Raw genomic sequence first — 14,022 nt, forward strand, 5'->3', positions numbered from 1 at the left:
CAGGCCGGCCGACGGCAGATAGAGGCGGTGCTCGAAGGCCAGCTCCAATGGCAGGACCGAGGATTCGATGATCAGGTTGAGGAAGAGCCAGGCGATGCCGAAGCTGGCCACCGGCATCTGCCGCCGGAGCCGCCAGGCGCTGGCGGCCAGGGCCACCAGCACGACGAGCGCTGCCAGGGTGGTGGGCGGCTGGAGCAGGGAGCGGGAGACCTCGATGTCATGGTCGAGGTTCATCCGGCCCGGCAGCGGCAGAGCGAGCAGACTGAGGTAGAGCACCACCACCCGCAGCTCGGTGAAGAGCCGTTCCGCCATGGTGAAATGCCTGAGGGCATAGGCCTCGGTGAACGCCTGCCATGGCGCTGCTGCCAGGGGCAGCAGCAGGGCGGCGATGACCAGGACGCCGGCCAGACGGCGCCAAGTCACAGCCCTTTGCACCCGCTGGGCCAGGGTCGGGTCGACGAACAGCCCCTCCAGAAGAAGCAGGGCCACCGGCAAGGTGGCGATGTTCTCCTTGCTCAACAGGCCGAGGATGGCAGCCAGCGCCAGAGCCAACAGCCAGGCCGCCCGCCGGCCCCGGCGCTCCTGGCGGCGCATGGCCAGGTAGCAGGCGCAGGCCAGGAAATAGAAGAGCCCGGCCAGGGCCGCCATCCGCTGGACGAGATAGGTGACGGCATTGGTCTGCACCGGATGAGCGGCCCAGAGGCCTACGGCAAAGAGCACCACCAGCCGGGGCGGGAAGAAGCGCCAGCAGGATCGGCCCACCGGCGTTCGTCCCAGCTCGGCCAGCAGCCAGGCCAGGCTGGCCGCGGCCAGCAAGTGGATCAGAATGTTGGTGAGGTGATACTGGACCACATGCCCCGGGGCCAGCCAGTGATCGATGGCGAAGAGCGCCAGCGGGACGGCACGGGTGTAGCCGAAGGAGGTCTCGGCCAGGCGCCGGAAGGAGGCCAGCGAGAAATCCTTGAGATAGAGCTCCGGGGCCTCGACAAAGGAGTGGAAGTCGTCCAGGACCAGGGGCGAGTACAGGGCATTGGCGTAGCTCAGGCCGACCAGGGCCAGGAGACCGAAGAGCGGCAGGCCAAGGCGGCGCTCCCAGAAGGGCCTTGACGATGGACCAGCCGCACCTTCAGGAGCGGCCGGAGAAGAGGCGGTCATCGGCAAGCAGGAAGGGGAGGACCGTGGGCGGTCCTGTTCAGTCGCTGGGGGTTTCCCCGGACAAGCCGAGGCGGACGGCCAGGTTGCCGCTCATGCTCCAGCTGGCGATGGCGCCGTTGGGGGCGGTCTGGGGCGTGGCGGTGAGCGCCAGCCGATGCAGGCGGTCCAGCTTGGTGTGGCCGTTGATGGTGACGATGAGAGACCCGGTGTCCAGCTGCGGGGTGAAGAAGCGGGTATCGGCGTCCAGCACCACATCGGAAAGCTGGCCGGCATCGGGCAGGACCCGGTTGCTCACATAGTACTGGCCGATGGCGATCTCGATGGCGTGGACGTGGGGCCAGATGTAGCTGGTGAAGCGGGCCTTCTGCAGATAGGTCGAATACATGGGCACCGCCACGGTGGCCAGGATGCCGATGATGGCGACGACGATCATCAGCTCCACCAGGGTGAAGCCCCGGGCTCCGGGGGGGGGATGCTTCATGACCGGGCTCTCCAGGTGGCTGCGGCGGGCCGGAAAGAGCGATCCGCCCCCGGGCGGCTGCCAGGGGGCGGATCCGGTACGCCAGAAGGCGGGGGCAGGATCAGTCGGCGCTGGTTTCGCCGGCCAGGCCCAGCTTGGTGGCCAGGTTGCCGGTCAGCACCCACTTGGTGATCTTGCCGCCGGAGGTGCTGGGGGCGGCGGTCAGGGCATAGCCGTCGAGCTTGTCCAGCTTGGTGTGGCCGTTGATGGTGAGGATGAGGGTGTCGTTGCTCAGGGACGGGGTGAAGAAGGTGGTGTCGGCGTCCTCGACCATGGCGGTCAGCTGGGCTGCAGCAGGCATGGCGAGGTTGGTGGCGTAATAGAGGCCCATGTTGGTCTGGATGGAGTGCATGCCCGGATAGACCAGGGCGGTGACCCGGGACTTCTGGATGTACGTCATATAGGCCGGGATGGCCACTGCTGCCAGGATGCCGATGATGGCAACGACGATCATCAGCTCGATGAGGGTGAAGCCCTTTTCTTCGCGTGCCTTCCGGAAAGCCTTCAACATCGGTCTACCTCCTTCCTGTGTGGTGATGGATGATGGTGGTGCCTCCACCCTGCTTCCGTGTCCCTTTCCCCTGCGGGGAGCCCCGCAAACAAAGCCATTATCGGGAATGCCCACCTCCTGTTGCAAGAGCTTTTTGTCCGGCACCTTCATGGTCGGCGTAGCAGATCTGGCATGTCTGAAGCAAGCCATATGCCAGGTGCCTGCTGCCGGCGTCCTGAGGAGGAGGCGCCTGCAAGAACCTTCGGATTTCGGGCGGTTGGAGGATCGGGCGGGAGGGGCGGTCCGAGGTGGCCGCCGGAGGGGCGGCGGGGAACGGCCGCCGTACGATGTCGGCCTGGGCCGTCCACTGACGTTTTTTGTCAGCGGCGGACAAAAAAAGGGCGGTGCGCTTGGCACCGCCCGTAATCCGCTGGCTGGGGGACAGGGATTCGAACCCCGATAAGCAGAGCCAGAATCTGCTGTCCTGCCGTTAGACGATCCCCCAGTCCTGGCCGACGATCGGCAAAAAGTACGCAAAAGGCCGGCCGGCGTCAAGCATAAATCCAGCAGACTGGCCCCGGTCAGCTGAGGATCAGACTGGCGTAGCCCACAACCTGGGTGGTGTCGCCGGTGGTCTCGCCGGAGTCGGTGTAGCGCACCAGGACGGCCCGGGTCGCCCCCAGCTCACGGGCCGCCACCAGCACCACCGTGGTGGGGATGATCCCGCACATGGAGATCCGTTCGCCGATCACCGTTCGATACAGGCCCTCCGGATCCAGGCTGAGCACCCGCTCCAGGGCGCGATGATCCATCCGGCTGGCCAAGGAGCGGGGCTCGTAATGGCTCATGTCGGTGCTGGCGACCATGAGCACCGGCCGGGTCACGGCCTTGAGGGCCGCGGCCAGGGCCAGGCCCAGCTCGCGGCAGGCGGAGAACGGCAGGTGGCCAAGGGCGACGGGGGTGATCGCCAGATCCGGCTGCAACAGCTGGAGGAAGGGTACCTGCACCTCCAGGGAATGCTCCCGCTGGTGGGCCGCCGGATCGGCGACAGCCAGGGGCGAGGCGGCCAGGATCGCTGCTGCCAGCTCCCGATCCAGGGGCACGATGCCCAGGGGCATCTCCCAGCTGCCCTCGGCCATCACCGCCACCGGTGCGCCGAGCCCGTGGTGGTTGGGTCCCAGGATGAGGACCGTGGCGGGGATGTCCACCTGAGCAAAGGCCTCGCCGGCTACCCGGCCGGAGAACATGTAGCCGGCGTGGGGAGCGATCACGGCGCAGGCGGCGGTCTTCTTCGTGCCGGGGGGTACCGCGGTCAGCTCCTCGACCTGGCGCCTCAGGGCCTCAGGCTCACCGGGGTAGAAGCGATGGGCGACCGCAGGCATACGGCGCATGGGATACACCTCCTTCTGCCGGCACCGGGCCGGGGCTGACCAGCCTTACTGGGGGCGAAGTCGCCAGCTCGAGCCGTCCGGCCGGTCCAGGACCTCGATCCTGAGGGCTTGCAGGCGCTCGCGGATGGCATCGGCCCGGGCCCAGTCCCGGGTCGCCCGGGCCTCGGACCGCTCCCGCACCAGGGCGTCCACCGCTGCCCGCGCGAGGCCCAATGCAGCCAGGGCCTTCTCCTCCCGCAGGGCGAAGTAGGCGTCCGGGTCCTCCCGCAAGAGGCCCAGGACGTTCGCCAGCCGCCGGATCTGAGCAGTGCCTTCCACCACCAGGGCGACGTCGGCCGCTGCCGCCTTCCGGCCCAGGGCCTGCCGGATCCGGTTTACGGTCTTCACGGTGTCGAAGAGAAAGCCCAGGGCCCGGGCCGAGTTGAAATCGTCATCCATGGCCTCGTCGAAAAGGGCCGGCAGCCGGGCCAGCTTGTCGTGCTCCTCGGGCAGGGCAACGCCCGTGCCGTTGCCAGCGCCAGCCGGGAGCGAGGCGCCCTCCCGCAGGCAATCGTAGAGCCGGTCCAGGCTGGCCGCCGCCTGCCCCAGAGCCGCCTCGGAATAGTCCAACGGGTTGCGGTAGTGGGTGGACAGGACGAAGAGCCGCAAGGCCTCGGGATGGTGGTGCTCCAGCACCTCGCGGATGGTGAGGAAGTTGCCCAGGGACTTGGACATCTTCTCGTCCTTGATGGTGACGAAGCCGTGGTGGATCCAGATCCGGACAAAGGGCTGGCCAGAGGCGCCTTCGCTCTGGGCGATCTCGTTCTCGTGGTGGGGGAAGATGAGATCCTTGCCGCCGCCGTGGACCTCGAAGGTGTCCCCCAGATACTTGCGGCTCATGGCGGAGCACTCGATGTGCCAGCCAGGCCGTCCTCGCCCCCAGGGGCTGTCCCAGACCGGCTCCCCGGGCTTGCTCGCCTTCCAGAGCACGAAGTCCATGGGATGCCGCTTGGCGTCGTTGACCTCCACCCGGGCCCCGGCTTGCATGTGGGCCAGCTCCCGGCCGGCCAGGTGCCCATAGCTCGGGAACCGGTCCACCGCGAAGTAGACGTCCCCTCCGGCCTGGTACGCGAGCCCCCGCTGGACCAGGGTCGCGATGAGGGCGATCATCTCCGGCAGGTGCTCGGTGGCCCGGGGCTCCAGGGTGGGCTTCGCCACCCCCAGCCGCTCCATGTCTTCGGTGAAGGCGGCCATGAAGCGCCCGGCCAGCTCCTGGCAGGTTGTCCCCTGCTCCTGGGCCCGCCTGATGATCTTGTCGTCGATGTCGGTGAAGTTGCGGACGTACGTCACCTGATACCCCTTGTGGAGCAGGTACCGGTAGATCATATCGAACACGAGGGTGGAGCGGGCATGGCCAATATGGCAGTAGTCGTAGGCGGTGATGCCGCAGACGTACATCCGGACATGGCTGCCGGCGGCTGGCACCAGGGGCTCCTTGCGGCCGCTCATGGTGTTGGAGATCTGGAGGGTCATGGACTGCTCCGGTTGGGGGAGGACTGCGGGCCAGGAAGCCCGCCGGACAGACTGGCGTCAACGGGGGATGGCCGCCGGGAAGGTCACTGGCCGCCGGTATCATATTGTGCTTTCGACTGGGCTTCAAGTGCCAAGAGGGCGGCCTCCACTTCGGGCCGCAAGGGATCGCCCCCCCGGAGCAGGGCGAACGAGCGCCGGAAGGCCTCGCCGGCGGCCTGGGCTTGCCCCAGGGCCGCCAGGGTCCGGCCCAGGTTGTAGAGCTTCTTGCCGTCTGGCCGGAGGTGCAGCGCCTGCTGCAAGGCCGGGTAGGCCGCCGCCGGTTGGCCGTTGTCCAGGAGGGCCACCCCCAGGTGGTGCCAGGCGGTGTCGCTCCTGGGATCCCGGCGGAGCGCCTCCTGGTTGTGGCGGATAGCGGCCTGGGGGTCGCCCTCGGCCAGGGCGATGAGACCGAGGAGGATGGGCATCTCGGCCCGGTCCGGATAGGTGGCGCTGGCGCGGGTGGCAATCGTCCTTGTCCGGTCCAGGTCATGCAGGCCCCAGTAGCCCCGGGCCAGAAGGATCTCTTCGAAGATGGTGGGCGCTGGCCGGCCCAGCCCCAGGGATAAAGCCAGGAGGCCAAGGCCGGCGGCCGTCAGAACCGCCGCCGGCAGCCAGCGCCGCTCCTGGAGCCAGTGCGCAAGCAGGTCCAGGCTGATGCCGGTGCCCAGGAGCAGGGCGGGCACCGCCGGCAGCCGGAACTGGCCGGAGGCGTAGAAGAGCAGGCTGGTGCCCAGGGCAACCGCCACCGGGACCAGCAGCCAGGCGGTTCGTGGCTGGCGGCGGCAGCCCAGAAAAAGCCCCGGCACGCCGCCAGCGAAGGCGATGGCGAAGGTGGGCAGCGGCCATCGGAGGACAGCGGCGAAACGAGCTGCCACCTCGAAGGACTGATTGACTGGCACCTCGAAATCGGCCACGGAGTGCCGGAGCTTGTTTGCCAAGAGGACCGGCACCACCGAAGGCTGGCCGGTCAGATCCCGCAGGGCCATGGCCAGCCAGTAGCGGGACACCTCGCCGGGCGTCATGGCCTGGCCGGTGCGGCGCTCCGCCTCCTCCTGGAAATCGGTCTCCGCCCTCTCCGGGGTCAGACCGGCGAAGGCCGGTACCCCGTAGCGGCCGCTGGTGTTGCTGGCGTTGTTGCTGCTGAAAAACAGGCGGCCGCCCTGGGTGGTGAGGGCCACGAATTCGCCCCCCTGCCAGAGGTTGCGACCGCCGGAGACCGCCAGGACTGCCAGGCAGCCGGCGACCAGGAGAGCGAGACCCGCCAGGCGCCGCCGGTCCAACGGTCGCTCCAGCAGGAGCCCGGCCAGGACGGTCAGCGGCAGCACCAGGATGAGGTTGGCCCGCAGCAAGGCCAGCAGCCCAGCCAGGATACCGAGCCCCAGCCAGTGCGGCTTCCGGTTTTCGGCCACCGTCTTCAAGGCCAGAAGAAGAAAAACCAGCAGCCCGTGCACCGACAGGGTGGTCTTGAGGAGGAACAAGGGATGGATGAAGGCCGGCTTATAGAGGGCGTAGAGGCCGGCGGCGAGGAGCCCGGCGCGCCGCCAGCCCAGCCGGTTCCCTACGGCAGCGAGGAGGAGCACGTTGCTGGCGTCGAGAACGATCTGCAGCAGTCGGACGATGGTCAGGTTGTCGCCCAACAGGCGGAAGACCCCCCCCAGGAGGTAGCCGTAGAGGGGATCCATGAAAAAGGCGCGATCCTCGCCCCACCAGGCGCCGGCGGCGATGCGGCGGCCCAGGTCCAGGTAGTAGGCCTCGTCCAGATCCAGGCTGTAGAGGAGGGGGTTGTCGGCGCTCTGCGCCAGGGTCAGGGACCTGAGCCCCACCGCCACCAGAAAGATGGCCAGCAGCACGGGGCGACGGGTGCCCACCTCTTGCGGTATGGCCGTTCCTTTCATATACTGCCGCTCCCCTGGCCGGGATCGCCGGCATTCCGTTGGGCTCGGGGGCAGGAGGTGCGTATGGAGAAGAGCCGAGAGGCATGCCACATCGTTGTGGAGCGGCGGGAGCTTGCGACCGGGGTGGTCATGGAGCTGATCGACCAGTCACGGCCGCTGGCCGGGGACCGCTGGCAGGTAACCCTGACCTGCCAGCTGCGGACCCCGGTGCCCGCCGGGGTGTGGGAGGAGGTGGTCCGCAAGGAGCCGGATCTCGCCGCCTGTGTGCGGGCGGCCATGGGCCCCGAGCTGTCGCTGGTGGTCCGCAAGACCCGGCAGTTCGTCGCCGCCAGCGAGCGGGCGGCGGTGCTGGCCGAGCTGATCCGGCAGGTGGAGGAGAACATCCTGGGCTACCTCGCGGATCCCAACCTGGGTGTCCGCCTGTTTCGCAAGGAATACGCCAGGCTGGCCGAACGCTGTCGCCTGGAGCTGGCCCGGCCGGTTCCCGCTGACGCCGGCGACGATGACGACGGCCCGGCGGACTTTGCGCATCTGTTCAGGACCCCGTAGGGCATACGGCGGGTGGCGGCCGCATCCCCATCCTATACCTTGAACGCCGACGGGCAGGTCGGCGCCAGGGGGCACTGGGCGCAGCGGGGCTTCCTGGCCAGACACAGGGCGCGGCCGTGGGCGATGAGGGCGTAGGAGACCCGGCCCCAGTCCTTCCGGGGCACCAGGGCCATGAGGTCGGCCTCGATCCGTTCCGGCTGCCGGGCGGCGGACAGGCCCAAACGGCCCGCCAGCCGCTTGACGTGGGTATCCACCGGGATGCCGACCACCACGCCGTAGGCATTGGCCAGGACGATGTTGGCGGTCTTTCTGGAGACCCCGGGCAGGCGAAGCATCTCCTCCATGGTCTTCGGCACCTGGCCGCCGAAGGCATCCACCAGCAGCTGGCAGCTGGCCCGGAGGTGCTTGGCCTTGTTGCGGAAGAAGCCGGTGGAGTAGATGGCCTTTTCCAGCTCCGCCTGGGGAGCGGCGGCGAAATCGGCGGCGGTGCGGTAGCGGGCGAAGAGGGCGGGGGTCACCCGGTTGACCACCTCGTCGGTGCACTGGGCCGAAAGCATGGTGGCCACCAGGAGCTCCAATGGCGAGCCGAAATGGAGGGCGATGCGGGCCTCGGGATACAGGGCATCGAGCTGCGCGAGCAGGGCCAGGCCGGGAGGGGGGGGCGAAGTCGTCTTGTCCATGGCCCCACATGGTAGTGAAGGGAATCCGATCTTGGCAATGAAAAAGTGCCGGAACGCGGTTGCCGCGCCCGGCCGGGCGGGGGCAATTGTTCTTGACAAAGAACGGCCCGGCGAGCATATTCGAAGGCCATTCTTTGCCCCGGGGCCAGCCTGGGGCCGGGCTTCGGGGAGGGCACCGGGGGCAGCTGCGGCGGGAGCGGCGCCCTCGATCCCGGATCCTCACCAGTTTTCATCTCGCGGTGGGCAAAGGAACTTCCATGAGGGTACTGGTCAGCGACAATCTGGCACCGGCAGGCGTGTCGATCATGCGGGAAGCAGGGCTTGCGGTGGATGTCCGCACCGGTTTGCCGCCAGCCGAGCTGAAGGCGATCATCAAGGACTACCACGGCCTCGTCATCCGGAGCGCCACCAAGGTCACTGCCGAGATCATCGAAGCGGCGGACAGCCTCAAGGCGGTAGGGCGGGCCGGCATTGGCCTTGATAATGTCGACGTCGCTGCTGCCACCCAGCGGGGCATTGTGGTCATGAACGCCCCGGAGGGCAACACCACCACCACCGCCGAGCATGCCCTCGCCATGCTCATGGCGCTGTCCCGGAACATTCCCCAGGCCACCGCCTCGATGAAGGCCGGCAAGTGGGAGAAGAAGCGGTTCATGGGCCGGGAGATCACCGGCAAGACCTTGGGCATCATCGGCATCGGTCGGATCGGCTCCATTGTCGCCAACCGGGCCGCTGGCCTCAGGATGCAGGTCATTGCCTTCGATCCGCACATCCCGGCGGACGTGGCGGAGCGCCTGGGCATCGAGCTGGTGAGTCTGGCGGATCTGTATCGCCGTTCCGACTACATCTCGGTGCACGTGCCCCTCACCAAGGAGACCCAGAAGCTGGTCGGCCGTGAGGCCTTCGCGGCCATGAAGAAGGACGCCATGCTCATCGACTGCGCCCGGGGTGGCATCGTCGACGAGGAGGCCCTGCTGGAGGCCCTGCAGGGCGGTGAGATCGCCGGCGCGGCCCTGGACGTCTTCGCCAAGGAGCCCACCACCGCCGAGACCCCGCTTCTGGCCCTGGACAACTTCATCTGTACCCCCCACCTGGGCGCCTCCACCACCGAGGCCCAGGAGAACGTGGCCACGGCCATCGCCCAGCAGATGGCCGACTACCTGCTCCGGGGCACCGTAACCAACGCCGTCAATGTGCCTTCGGTGAGCGCGGAGATGCTCTCCCGCATCGGTCCCTATGTGGCCCTGGCCGAGCGTTTGGGCTCCTTCCACATGCAGATTGCCCAGGGCAGCGTTTCCGAGGTGACCCTTGAGTACACCGGGGATCTGGCGGAAATCAACAGCCAGCCCATTACGGTCGCCTTTCTGAAGGGCCTGTTCACCCCCATCCTCCAGGACGCGGTCAACTACGTCAACGCGCCGGTCATTGCCCAGGAGCGGGGGATCCGGGTGGTGGAATCAAAAAGCCGCCAGTCGGAAGACTTCACCAATCTTCTGACCGTGCGGGTGCGGGCGGCCGGCTCCGACAACGTCCTGGCCGGCACCGTGTTCGGCCGCAAGGAGCCGCGGCTGGTGCGCCTCAACACCTTCCGCCTGGAGGCCGACATCGACGGCCCCATGCTCTTTGTCTACAACCGGGATCGGCCAGGGGTGATCGGTGCCCTGGGCTCCACCATCGGCAACGGCGGTGTGAACATCTCCCGGATGGCGGTGGGACAGGAGGGCGAGAAGGGGCGCAACATCATCCTCCTTGCCACCGATCCCCTGATCGGCAAGGACCTTCTGCAAACGGTCCGAGAGCTGCCCCAGATCGACGACGCCTGGGCGCTCGAGGTCTAGCGGTCGTGCCCTGATCGCACGGCGTTCCGAGGAGGGAGGCGATGAGACCGGATGACGCCAGCTCGGACAAGGGCCAAGGGGGGGCGGATGGGTGCGAATGCCCGGAGGGCCGGGTGTGGCGGGATGGCCAGTGTGTGCTGCCGGAGGTGACCTTCACCGCCCTGGTCCTGTCCTTGAACACCTCGGCCCTCTATCTTCTGGGCGAGCTGCCGGACCCGGTCACGGGCAAGACCGCCAAGGATCCAGCCCTCGCCAAGCACACCATCGACACCCTTTCGGTTCTGCAAGACAAGACCCGGGGCAACCTGGACCAGGAGGAGGAGAGCCTGCTGGCCACGGTGCTGTACGATCTCCGGCTGCGCTTCGTCAAGACCTGCCGCTAAGGATTGGGCCTGATGCCTGCACCCCCTGGTGCTGCCTCGGCGTCGGTTTGTCTCGCCGCTCCGGCCAAGATCAATCTGTTCTTGCGGGTCGTCCGCCGCCGCCCCGACGGCTACCACGATCTGGTCAGCCTGATGCAGAAGCTGGCCCTGCACGACAGGGTCGAGCTGGCGGTGACCGGCACCGGGATCACCCTGACCTGCCCGGACAGTGCCCTGCCCGCGGATGAGGGCAACCTCGCGTTCCGGGCCGCGGTGGCCTTCCTGGAGCGGACGGGGCTGCGGGTGGGAATCGATATTGTTCTGAGCAAGACCATCCCGATCGCCGCTGGGCTGGGAGGCGGCTCAAGCGACGCCGCCACGGTGCTGCTCGGCCTCAATGAGCTGTGCGGGCTGCCTTTGCGCCAGGACGACCTGCTGGCCCTGGGGACTAGGCTCGGCGCTGACGTGCCGTTCTTTCTTCTGCCCGCCCCCACCGCCCTGGCGACCGGCACCGGGGTGATCCTCGATCCCCGGCCCGCTCCCGGGCCCTGGTGGGTGGTGCTGGTCAACCCGGGCTTCCCCGTTTCCACGGCCTGGGCCTACGAGAATTTGGCGTTGACAAGGGAGGGTAATCCATATATGGTAGGCCGCGTTCAAGCTGGGGGTCTGTCTTTTCAGGTCGGGCCAGGGGAATGGGTCGGCCTGGGCAACGACCTCGAGGCAGTGACCGCCGGCCGCTACCCCGAGATCGTTGCGATCAAAACCGAGCTGCTGACCGCTGGTGCCGTTGGCGCCCTCATGAGCGGCAGCGGTCCCACCGTTTTTGGGCTGTTCGACGAGGAGCAACGGGCCCAGGCGGCCAGAAGCTCGCTCCTGCAGCGCCACGGCCCAGGCGTATTCTTGACCCACACCCTGTCGTAAGCCTTTATGAGCCGCTGGCCGGCGTCGTGTTGAGGATGGCTGCTGGGGCGTCGTCAAGCGGTAAGACACGGGTCTTTGGAACCCGCATTCGGAGGTTCGAATCCTCCCGCCCCAGCCAGATCGCTGGTGTCCTGTTTGGCTCTCCCTCGCGGTCTGCCCTGGCGGACTCGGGTCAGGGGGAGTGCGAATCGCCTTGTTGAGGACGAACATGCTGGACCGGATGAAGGTTTTTCCAGGCAACGCCAACCGGGAGATGGCCCAGGAGATCTGCGACTATCTGAAGATCCCGCTGTCCCGGGCGGACATCCGCCACTTCAGCGATGGCGAGACCTTCGTCGAGATTGGTGAGAATGTCCGGGGGTCGGATGTGTTCGTCATCCAGCCCACCTGCCCGCCGGTGAATGAGCATCTCATGGAGCTGGTCATCATGGTGGATGCGCTGCGCCGGGCGTCGGCCCGGCGGATCACCGCGGTCATGCCCTATTACGGCTATGCCCGCCAGGACCGGAAGGTGGCGCCTCGGGTGCCCATCACGGCCAAGGTGGTCGCGGATATGCTGATGGCGGTGGGGGTGCGCCGGGTGCTGGCCATGGATTTGCACGCCGGCCAGATCCAGGGCTTCTTCTCGATCCCGGTGGACCACCTCTTTGCGGCGCCCGTGCTCCTGGAGCATATTCGCAAGACCTTTCCCCGGGATCTGGTCATGGTCTCGCCGGATGCCGGGGGCGTGGAGCGCACCAGGGCCATCGCCAAGCGTCTGGACGCCGGACTCGCGATCATCGACAAGCGGCGGGAGCGGGCCAACGAGTCGACCGCCCTGCACGTGATCGGCAGTGTCGAGGGCAAGGTGGCGATCCTGGTGGACGACATGGTGGATACCGCTGGCACCCTGTGCGCCGCTGCCGACATTCTGGCCCAGTCCGGTGCCACCGAGGTGCATGCCTGCTGTTCCCATGCCGTGCTTTCCGGGCCGGCTGTTGAGCGGATCAGCCGCTCCCGGATCCAGACCCTGGTGGTGACCAACAGCATCCCCTTGCGGGGTGCGGCTCTCAACTGCCCGCGGATCCGGGTCTTGTCGGTGTCGTCCCTTCTTGGCGAGGCGATCCGCCGCATCCACGCCGAGGACTCGGTGAGTTCGTTGTTCGTCTGATGGAATCTGCCGGAGCCTCGCATGGCTCCGGGATCGGCCCAAGTTGGGCGTATGCTTGCCGGGCGGTCGCGGCTGCCCGGCTGGGAAAGGACCTTTGATCCCCGCACGGGGAGCAGTGGAGGCTGCAGCCGATGTTTCAGGAGACACTCGATGCCGCGGTGCGGCACACCAGAGGCAAGGGAGGGGCCCGAAGCCTGCGGCGTCAGGGCCGGACCCCGGCGGTGCTGTATGGACCCGGGACCAAGGCCGTTGCCCTGTCCTTTGAATCCAAGGAGCTCACCCGGGCCCTCTTGCGGATCCATGAGCAGAACGCGGTGCTGACCCTGAACGTCAGCGGTGACGACGGGGCCAGTCAGCACCATGTCATGGTCAAGGAGGTCCAGACCGATCCGGTGGGGGATGACCTCCTGCATGCCGATTTTTACGAGATCTCCCTGCAGGAGAAGCGCCGGTATTCCGTGCCGCTGCAGTATACCGGCAAGGCCCTCGGGGTTGACCAGGGTGGCAGTCTGCTGGTGGCGGTGCAACGGGTGCACGTGGAGGGCCTGCCCTTGTCGGTGCCGGATGCCGTGGAGGTGGATGTCGCCGGGCTCGACCTGGGGGGGAAGATCCTCCTCAAGGAGCTGACCTTGCCGGCCGGGGTCGAGCTCAAGGATAACCCCGAGACGCTCTGCGTGTCGGTGGCAGCCCCGAGCCGCACCGAATAGCGCCTGCCGCTTACTGTCCCCGCGCTTTGAAGGGGGCCGCCAGGACCATGCGTCCTGCCGGCCCCCTTGCTGTTGGCACCACCGGTCCCAAGGAGGTCCATCGTGCTCCTGGTCATCGGCCTCGGCAACCCCGGCCCAGCATACGCCCAGACCCGGCACAACATCGGCTTTCTGGTGCTCGACCACCTGGCTGCAGGCCAGGGCCTGACCTTCCGCAGCAGCCGCTGGCAGGCCCTGACCGCGGAGGGTCGGATCGCCGGCCAGCCGGTCCTGCTGGTCAAGCCCCAGACCTTCATGAACAACAGCGGCCTGGCCGTGGCCGGGATCACCGGCTACTTCCGCCTGCAGCCCGCGGACCTGGTGGTCATCCACGACGATCTGGATCTGCCGCTGGGCCGGGTCAAGGTGGTGGCCCGCGGTGGCGCAGGCGGCCACAATGGCATCCGTTCCATCACTGCCGCCCTGGGCACCGACAGCTACCCGCGGATCAAGATCGGCATCAGTCGGCCCCCGGCGGAGCTGGAGGGCCGGGATCATGTCCTGGGCCGGCTGGGCCCAGCTGAGCTGGAGGTGTTGGCCAGCCGCTTCCCCCTGGTGCTGGAGGGGCTGGAGCTTCTGATCAGCCGGGGGGTGGCGGCGGCGGCCAACCGGGTGAATGCCGAGAAATAGCCCGTCCGGAGCCGAGAGCCTGCGGCGTTATCCTTTACGCCGGCCTTCCTTCCATGTTACAGTTGATTCCGGCGACGACCGTCCCGGCAACAGGGGCGGCGGACGAGGGCTGGCAACGACGTCGCTCTGGTCATCTTGCAAGGA

General features: G+C 67.6%; 14 protein-coding genes and 2 tRNA genes. 8 read left to right on the forward strand and 8 right to left on the reverse strand.

Going from position 1 to position 14,022, the window contains the following annotated elements:
* The 7 genes from AB1634_08940 to AB1634_08970 form a co-directional block, all read right to left on the reverse strand.
* Positions 1 to 1,155 (reverse strand): hypothetical protein (locus AB1634_08940; GenBank protein ID MEW6219641.1); only part of this gene is annotated, 1,155 nt, incomplete at its 3' end.
* 37 nt (positions 1,156 to 1,192) lie between these two features.
* Positions 1,193 to 1,636, reverse strand: coding sequence for a prepilin-type N-terminal cleavage/methylation domain-containing protein (locus tag AB1634_08945; GenBank protein ID MEW6219642.1), 444 nt, complete (start codon positions 1,634 to 1,636; stop codon positions 1,193 to 1,195).
* A gap of 100 nt (positions 1,637 to 1,736) precedes the next feature.
* Complete coding sequence (locus AB1634_08950) at positions 1,737 to 2,186, reverse strand: prepilin-type N-terminal cleavage/methylation domain-containing protein (GenBank protein ID MEW6219643.1); 450 nt, start codon at positions 2,184 to 2,186, stop codon at positions 1,737 to 1,739.
* Between the two features lie 410 nt (positions 2,187 to 2,596).
* Positions 2,597 to 2,670 (reverse strand) — tRNA-Gln (locus AB1634_08955).
* A gap of 76 nt (positions 2,671 to 2,746) precedes the next feature.
* Positions 2,747 to 3,556 carry an AmmeMemoRadiSam system protein B gene (gene amrB, locus AB1634_08960; GenBank protein ID MEW6219644.1) on the reverse strand — a complete coding sequence of 270 codons (810 nt, stop codon included), beginning with the start codon at positions 3,554 to 3,556 and terminating at the stop codon, positions 2,747 to 2,749.
* A 45-nt stretch (positions 3,557 to 3,601) separates the two neighbouring features.
* Positions 3,602 to 5,068, reverse strand: coding sequence for a cysteine--tRNA ligase (gene cysS / locus AB1634_08965; GenBank protein ID MEW6219645.1), 1,467 nt, complete (start codon positions 5,066 to 5,068; stop codon positions 3,602 to 3,604).
* 83 nt (positions 5,069 to 5,151) lie between these two features.
* Complete coding sequence (locus AB1634_08970) at positions 5,152 to 6,957, reverse strand: glycosyltransferase family 39 protein (GenBank protein MEW6219646.1); 1,806 nt, start codon at positions 6,955 to 6,957, stop codon at positions 5,152 to 5,154.
* Positions 6,958 to 7,065: 108 nt separating this feature from the next.
* Between AB1634_08970 and AB1634_08975 the strand changes: the two genes are divergently transcribed.
* On the forward strand, positions 7,066 to 7,551 hold the full coding sequence (locus AB1634_08975; protein ID MEW6219647.1) for a hypothetical protein: 486 nt from the start codon (positions 7,066 to 7,068) through the stop codon (positions 7,549 to 7,551).
* 32 nt (positions 7,552 to 7,583) lie between these two features.
* Here AB1634_08975 and nth read toward each other — a convergent pair whose 3' ends face one another.
* The gene (gene nth / locus AB1634_08980; protein ID MEW6219648.1) at positions 7,584 to 8,231 is read right to left on the reverse strand and encodes an endonuclease III; all 648 of its coding nucleotides are present in this window, start codon (positions 8,229 to 8,231) and stop codon (positions 7,584 to 7,586) included.
* A gap of 257 nt (positions 8,232 to 8,488) precedes the next feature.
* Here nth and serA point away from each other — a divergent pair, with 257 nt between their 5' ends.
* From serA to pth, 7 genes are all read left to right on the forward strand, one after another.
* Positions 8,489 to 10,069 carry a phosphoglycerate dehydrogenase gene (gene serA, locus AB1634_08985; protein MEW6219649.1) on the forward strand — a complete coding sequence of 527 codons (1,581 nt, stop codon included), beginning with the start codon at positions 8,489 to 8,491 and terminating at the stop codon, positions 10,067 to 10,069.
* A gap of 41 nt (positions 10,070 to 10,110) precedes the next feature.
* Positions 10,111 to 10,452, forward strand: a complete 342-nt coding sequence (locus AB1634_08990; protein MEW6219650.1) for a DUF1844 domain-containing protein — start codon at positions 10,111 to 10,113, stop codon at positions 10,450 to 10,452.
* Positions 10,453 to 10,464: 12 nt separating this feature from the next.
* Positions 10,465 to 11,352, forward strand: coding sequence for a 4-(cytidine 5'-diphospho)-2-C-methyl-D-erythritol kinase (ispE, locus tag AB1634_08995; protein ID MEW6219651.1), 888 nt, complete (start codon positions 10,465 to 10,467; stop codon positions 11,350 to 11,352).
* Positions 11,353 to 11,395: 43 nt separating this feature from the next.
* A tRNA-Gln gene (locus AB1634_09000) sits at positions 11,396 to 11,470 on the forward strand.
* A gap of 90 nt (positions 11,471 to 11,560) precedes the next feature.
* Positions 11,561 to 12,502 carry a ribose-phosphate pyrophosphokinase gene (locus AB1634_09005; protein ID MEW6219652.1) on the forward strand — a complete coding sequence of 314 codons (942 nt, stop codon included), beginning with the start codon at positions 11,561 to 11,563 and terminating at the stop codon, positions 12,500 to 12,502.
* A gap of 131 nt (positions 12,503 to 12,633) precedes the next feature.
* Positions 12,634 to 13,209 (forward strand): 50S ribosomal protein L25, encoded by a 576-nt coding sequence (locus AB1634_09010; GenBank protein ID MEW6219653.1) that lies wholly within the window; start codon positions 12,634 to 12,636, stop codon positions 13,207 to 13,209.
* 102 nt (positions 13,210 to 13,311) lie between these two features.
* On the forward strand, positions 13,312 to 13,878 hold the full coding sequence (pth, locus tag AB1634_09015; GenBank protein MEW6219654.1) for an aminoacyl-tRNA hydrolase: 567 nt from the start codon (positions 13,312 to 13,314) through the stop codon (positions 13,876 to 13,878).
* Positions 13,879 to 14,022: the final 144 nt, after the last annotated feature.

The organism is Thermodesulfobacteriota bacterium (genome assembly GCA_040755095.1).
In the GTDB taxonomy this organism is placed as follows: domain Bacteria; phylum Desulfobacterota; class Desulfobulbia; order Desulfobulbales; family JBFMBH01; genus JBFMBH01.

Bases quoted from the DNA above. Each gene is read 5' to 3' on its own strand.
- serA (MEW6219649.1), top strand. From the start codon at position 8,489: ATGAGGGTACTGGTCAGCGACAATCTGGCACCGGCAGGCGTGTCGATC.
- amrB (MEW6219644.1), bottom strand. From the start codon at position 3,556: ATGCGCCGTATGCCTGCGGTCGCCCATCGCTTCTACCCCGGTGAGCCT.
- nth (MEW6219648.1), bottom strand. From the start codon at position 8,231: ATGGACAAGACGACTTCGCCCCCCCCTCCCGGCCTGGCCCTGCTCGCG.
- AB1634_08950 (MEW6219643.1), bottom strand. From the start codon at position 2,186: ATGTTGAAGGCTTTCCGGAAGGCACGCGAAGAAAAGGGCTTCACCCTC.
- AB1634_08945 (MEW6219642.1), bottom strand. From the start codon at position 1,636: ATGAAGCATCCCCCCCCCGGAGCCCGGGGCTTCACCCTGGTGGAGCTG.
- ispE (MEW6219651.1), top strand. From the start codon at position 10,465: ATGCCTGCACCCCCTGGTGCTGCCTCGGCGTCGGTTTGTCTCGCCGCT.
- AB1634_08975 (MEW6219647.1), top strand. From the start codon at position 7,066: ATGGAGAAGAGCCGAGAGGCATGCCACATCGTTGTGGAGCGGCGGGAG.
- cysS (MEW6219645.1), bottom strand. From the start codon at position 5,068: ATGACCCTCCAGATCTCCAACACCATGAGCGGCCGCAAGGAGCCCCTG.
- AB1634_09010 (MEW6219653.1), top strand. From the start codon at position 12,634: ATGTTTCAGGAGACACTCGATGCCGCGGTGCGGCACACCAGAGGCAAG.
- AB1634_09005 (MEW6219652.1), top strand. From the start codon at position 11,561: ATGCTGGACCGGATGAAGGTTTTTCCAGGCAACGCCAACCGGGAGATG.
- AB1634_08990 (MEW6219650.1), top strand. From the start codon at position 10,111: ATGAGACCGGATGACGCCAGCTCGGACAAGGGCCAAGGGGGGGCGGAT.